Consider the following 5,253-nt stretch of genomic DNA (forward strand, 5'->3'; position numbering starts at 1 on the left):
TTATGGATAGAAAGTTTTTTGGAACGTAAAAAGTTGCGATCTTATCCTCGACCTATTTTCCAGGGTAATCTTCTGGACAGTGGCATGCATGACGGCCAGCAGTATGCCCCTCTGGAGGATATTAAAATTTCTTAGGGTACCGAATTCCCTTTTTTATCTCGTGCCTTCCTAACGGCAGTACTGGCGAGGATGGAAATTGGGTCGATCACGGGGATAGAAAGGTCTCCTGCTTTTAATACAAGGGGGATCTCTGTGCAACCGGCAATGATTGCCTTTGCTCCCTGCTTGATTAAACTCTCGGAGGCTTTACGTATGAGACGTTTTGAATGCTCTGACGGACCAATAACTTTAATCCCCTTCTTCCCGTAAATGGCCTCCATCACCCACTTTCTCTGAACTTCGGGAGTTGGAAGGATCAATTCTATAACGTTATTAGCGAAAGCCTTTTGGAAGAGGCCGGTGTGAATCGTCCCTTGCGTGGCGATCAGGCCGATTTTGCCCATTCCTTTCAATTTTTTCTTAATAGACTTCACTGTTTCGTCCACAATGTGGAGGATCGGGATCTTTGTCCTCTTCTGCAGGGAATCGTAGTAATAATGAGCGGTCACACAGGGGATGACAATGAAGTCAGCACCGGCGTTCTCCAGAATTTTTGCGCTTCGAACCAATTGGGTCAGGGGAGTTGGCCCTTTCCTCTGGATGGCTAAAGTTCGATCTGGAATCTTTGGATTATTGTCAACCATAATTCTCAAATGGTCTTGATCTTTCTTAACCTTCGTCCCCTTGACGATCTTTGTGAAGAGGTCGATCGTAGCCGCCGGGCCCATTCCTCCTAAGATACCGATGATCTTTTCCGCCATCTCCCCTCCCTACTTTTAGAATGACTTTCTAATCCCCAATCTCCCCCTTTACTCAAGGAGGGGCGGGGGGATTACTTCAAAACTTTACTTAAAAAGGCTCGTGTCCTTTCCTCCCGGGGATGGTCAAAAAGACGATCCGGAGTTCCTTCTTCAATGATCTTCCCCTCATCCATAAGGATGACTCGGTCGGCCACCTCCTTCGCAAAACCCATCTCATGGCTCACCACCACCATGGTCATCCCTTCCTTGGCTAAATTCTTCATGACATCCAGTACCTCTCCGATCATCTCGGGGTCTAAAGCAGAGGTGGGTTCGTCGAAGAGCATGATCTTGGGCTGCATAGCTAAGGCCCTGGCAATGGCTACCCGTTGTTGTTGCCCTCCGGAAAGCTGAAAGGGATAGTTATCAGCCTTCTCAGGGATTCCCACCTTCTCCAAGAGACCACGAGCAATCCGTTCCGCTTCCTGTGAAGATCGCTTCCTTACCTTGATTTGAGCCAGGGTGATGTTCCGCAGTACACTGAGGTGGGGGAAAAGATTGAATTGCTGGAAGACCATTCCGATCTCTTCTCTCACCTTATGAATATTGGTTTTCGAATCGGTCAGGGGGATGCCATCAATGATGAGCGTCCCCCGGTCAATTTTTTCCAGATGATTAAGGCATCGAAGAAAGGTTGACTTTCCAGAGCCGCTCGGGCCGATGATGACGACTACCTCGGCCTTTTTGATGGTCGTCGTTACTCCATTGAGGGCTTTCACCTTTCCAAAACTCTTGTAGATATCTCCCACCTCAATCATAAGGACCTCAGAAACCTGTCACCCTTTGTTTCTCCACCTTGCGAGTGTAATAAGAAAGGGGATAGCAGATGATAAAATAGATGGCAGCGACCACGAGATAGATCTCCAGGGAACGGAAGGTCCTCTCAATGATCTCCTGCGCCGCGCGCGTGAGTTCAAAAGCGCCGATAATGGCGGCCAAGGAGGTATCTTTGATGAGGGTGGTGAAAAGATTCATCGCCGGGGGGAGCATCCGCCGGAGGGCCTGCGGAATGATCACATGAATCATCATCTGGAAATAGTTCATCCCTAAGGACTTGGCCGCATCGAATTGACCCGTGGGAAGGGAGTCGATAGCCCCGCGAACGATCTCCGCAGTATTTCCTGCAGCGAAGAGGCTCATGGCCAAGGCAGCTGAAGGGAAAGTCTTCAATCGAATTCCCAACGCCGGGAGTCCAAAGAAGATGAAGAACATCTGCATGATGATGGGGGTATCGCGGGTGATCTCCACAATAAAACTGGCCGGATATCGGATCAGACGGTTTTTAGAAAGTTTGGATAAGCCCAGGATAATTCCCAAGAAAGTTCCCAAGATGATCACAAGGCAAGCCAAGGCGATGGTGAATTTCACACCGGATAGGAGATAGGGTAGATTCTTAATAATAACGTCGAAGTCGAACATCATCTTTATCTACGTCTTATAAGCAAAACGCCTTTCCACATAGGACTGGATGTTAATCAAGATAAAAATGAGAATGAGATAAAAGATCGTCGCCGCCCCAAAGAGTTCAAAAGACCGGAAAGTCAGCGCATTCAGGTCTAAAGCAACCCAGGTCAGCTCCACCATCCCAATGACCGAGACCAGGGATGAATTCTTAACTAAGGCCACCCAGTTATTCCCGAGAGCCGGCAAGGAGATCCGTAAAGTTTGGGGAATAATGACATAGAGAAAGGTTTGAACTCCGGTGAGTCCCAATGACTTGGCTGCCTCAATCTGCCCCCTTGGAACCGCTTCCAATCCGGCACGGATCACTTCGGTGTTATAAGCTCCTACATAGAGAACGAGGGCGATCAGCCCCGAGACATAAGGAGAAAGTTTGATACCGATGCCAGGAAGTCCAAAGAAGATGATGAAGATCTGAATAAGAAGCGGCGTGTTCCGAAAGACCTCCACATAAACGGCTCCAACGAGATTGAGGATTTTAAACCTCGAAGTTCGGCCAACCGCCGCAAGGATTCCGATGGGCAATCCGATGAGAATCGCGAAGAAAGAGATCTCCACGGTGAGGAAGACCCCCTTCAGGAACAGGGGAAGATGCTTGATGATAATAGAGGGGTCTAATTGGTAGCCCATACAAGTTTATTTAAAACATATATAAGGCTGAGCAAAAAAGCCCAGATCCAAGGCAACCAAAATCTTGAGGAATGAGGCGTGCAGAGAGATACGCTGCCATGATAAAGGATGAACGCAAAGCCGCAGATGGGTATTTTGCATCAACCTTATAGACAATAAAATGGGATTGGAGATTGTCTCCAACCCCATGATGATTCTTGATCTCAATGACTATTTCAATTCTAAGAGGGCCTTTTTATTCTCTCCAAACCATTTGTCCCAAAGTTTCTGATAACTGTCGGTCTTCTTCATTTTTGTTAAGGTGGCATCCACGGAGTCGAGCCACTCCTTATCTCCTTTCCTCACCCCAAGTCCATAAGGGGCGGGACGGAAGGGCGGCCAGCCCGCGATCTTCAATTCCGGATTTCTCTTCTGAAGATCGAGAAGGAGAACATCGTCCTGGACGAAGGCCTCTACGCGACGGTCTTTCAAGGCTTGGAGCGATTCGGAATTATGCTGGAATTTGATCCGCTCCGCAGTGGGAACCAGTTCGCCGGTGACGATGTCGCCTGTAGAGCCCTGGGTAGTGGAGACCTTCTTCCCGGCCAGGTCTTGATATTTTCCAATCTTGCTGTCCTTGTGGACCAGGATGAGGTGGCCGGACATAAAATAGGGGATGCTGTAATCGATCACTTTCTTTCTTTCCTCAGTGATCGTCATGCTGGCCAAGATGATATCGATTTTATTGGTGGTCAGAAAAGCGATGCGGTTTCCTGAAGTGACGGCCACGAACTCTACGGCATTTTCCTTTCCAAAGAGCTCCTTGGCCAAAGCTTTGGCAACGTCGACATCGAACCCCTTATTCACCCCCTTCTCATCCACAAAACCGAAGGGTGGGAAATCGGTCTTCACTCCTGCGATCAGTTTTCCTCTCGCCTTGACATCCTGCAGGGTTCCTGCGATTCCCTCTCCGAATGAGATCAAAGTTAGGAGACTCAAGATAGAGAATAAAACTAAAAAATTTTTCATCCTCATATATATCCCTCCTTTCAAAAATAGCGGATTTTTAAGAGTAAGAGCAAATTTATATTAAATACCTTTTTTTGTCAAGGACAATCGATGCCTTTGTCCCATAAGCAAAAAGGTCTTACAGCGTTGCTTTCAGCGTATGGGCTGCTATTGCCTCGACAATCCGAGGCCACGCCCCGCCGTGCGGTAGATCGTGACCCATACCCTCTATCAACATAAGTTGAGCTCCTGGGATGGCTTTGGCCGTGTCCTTCCCCCCCTCCACCGGCACAAGAGGATCGCTGGTTCCATGAACCACAAGGGTCGGCACCTTCACGGAAGCGAGGGCGGGCCCTCTGTTACCATGCGTTAGAATGGCAACGAGTTGGCGAGCCATGCCTTGAGGATAAAAGCAGCGGTCGTAGCTCTCGGCCATGATCTTGCGGGTCCACTTTTCATCAACCGCAAAACCGGGCCCGGCAATGGTTTTAAAGAGTCCGAGCATGTGCTCGATGAAGGCTTCCCGCTCGGCGGGAGGAGGGGTGATAAGAAGCCCGATCACTTCTGGCTTCGGTTGGGGAACTTCAGGATTGCCGGTAGTTGAGTAAATGGAGATCAAACTCAGGACGTGGGAAAGATGCCGAATCGCGATCGTCTGGGCGATCATTCCCCCCATGGACATACCGCAGATGTGGGCCTTCCGAATTCCAAGAGCGTCCAGGAGGCCTACCGCGTCGTCAGCCATATCATCCAGGGTATACGGCGGCTTAATTTTCTCCCCTTGCATGATTTTCCCGAAGGTTTCAACGAGGTTCGGCACCCCGGCTTCATCGAATTTGGTTGAAAGCCCAACATCTCGGTTATCAAATCGGATGACATAGTGACCGCGTTTTGCCAGGTCTTTGCAAAGATCATCATCCCAATGGATCATCTGCGCCCCCAGCCCGATAATCAGAAGAAGCGGTCGGCCTGATGGGTTTCCGAAGGTTTCATACTCGATTTGAATCCCGTTGGCAGTTACCCTGGACATTTCGACACCTCCTCATCGATTTTGTTGGAACCGATTCTTGCTTCTAAAAAACCTCTCCTCCCTTTGAAAAAGGGAGGTCGGGAGGGATTTAAGAAGGCTTTTTCAAAATGCAAAACAGATAGGCGATGTTAAAATTTTAATATTTTCAGCAGGAGGTGCTTAAATGAATCAACGTCAAGCCTACCGTTCTTTCGTCAGCTACATGGATCGCAGTCGGGATTATTACTCCGCCCAGGGTTACACCCA

Annotated in this window: 6 protein-coding genes; all 6 read right to left on the bottom strand. The window is 48.8% G+C overall.

Annotation, left to right across the window (positions count from 1 at the left end; translation table 11 throughout):
• Nucleotides 1-131: 131 nt before the first annotated feature.
• The 6 genes from Q7V48_08340 to Q7V48_08365 all read right to left on the bottom strand — a co-directional run bounded on the left by Q7V48_08340 (nucleotide 132) and on the right by Q7V48_08365 (nucleotide 5,007).
• Complete coding sequence (locus Q7V48_08340) at nucleotides 132-860, bottom strand: amino acid racemase (protein ID MDO9210744.1); 729 nt, start codon at nucleotides 858-860, stop codon at nucleotides 132-134.
• 71 nt (nucleotides 861-931) lie between these two features.
• Nucleotides 932-1,657: an amino acid ABC transporter ATP-binding protein gene (locus Q7V48_08345; protein ID MDO9210745.1), complete on the bottom strand. Its 726-nt coding sequence runs from the start codon at nucleotides 1,655-1,657 to the stop codon at nucleotides 932-934.
• 7 nt (nucleotides 1,658-1,664) lie between these two features.
• Nucleotides 1,665-2,321 carry an amino acid ABC transporter permease gene (locus Q7V48_08350; GenBank protein MDO9210746.1) on the bottom strand — a complete coding sequence of 219 codons (657 nt, stop codon included), beginning with the start codon at nucleotides 2,319-2,321 and terminating at the stop codon, nucleotides 1,665-1,667.
• Between the two features lie 6 nt (nucleotides 2,322-2,327).
• Nucleotides 2,328-2,990: an amino acid ABC transporter permease gene (locus Q7V48_08355; protein MDO9210747.1), complete on the bottom strand. Its 663-nt coding sequence runs from the start codon at nucleotides 2,988-2,990 to the stop codon at nucleotides 2,328-2,330.
• Between the two features lie 210 nt (nucleotides 2,991-3,200).
• Nucleotides 3,201-4,004 (bottom strand): transporter substrate-binding domain-containing protein, encoded by an 804-nt coding sequence (locus Q7V48_08360; GenBank protein ID MDO9210748.1) that lies wholly within the window; start codon nucleotides 4,002-4,004, stop codon nucleotides 3,201-3,203.
• 112 nt (nucleotides 4,005-4,116) lie between these two features.
• Nucleotides 4,117-5,007, bottom strand: coding sequence for an alpha/beta hydrolase (locus Q7V48_08365; GenBank protein ID MDO9210749.1), 891 nt, complete (start codon nucleotides 5,005-5,007; stop codon nucleotides 4,117-4,119).
• Nucleotides 5,008-5,253 lie beyond the last annotated feature (246 nt).

Source organism: Deltaproteobacteria bacterium (assembly GCA_030654105.1).
GTDB lineage: Bacteria > Desulfobacterota > SM23-61 > SM23-61 > SM23-61 > JAHJQK01.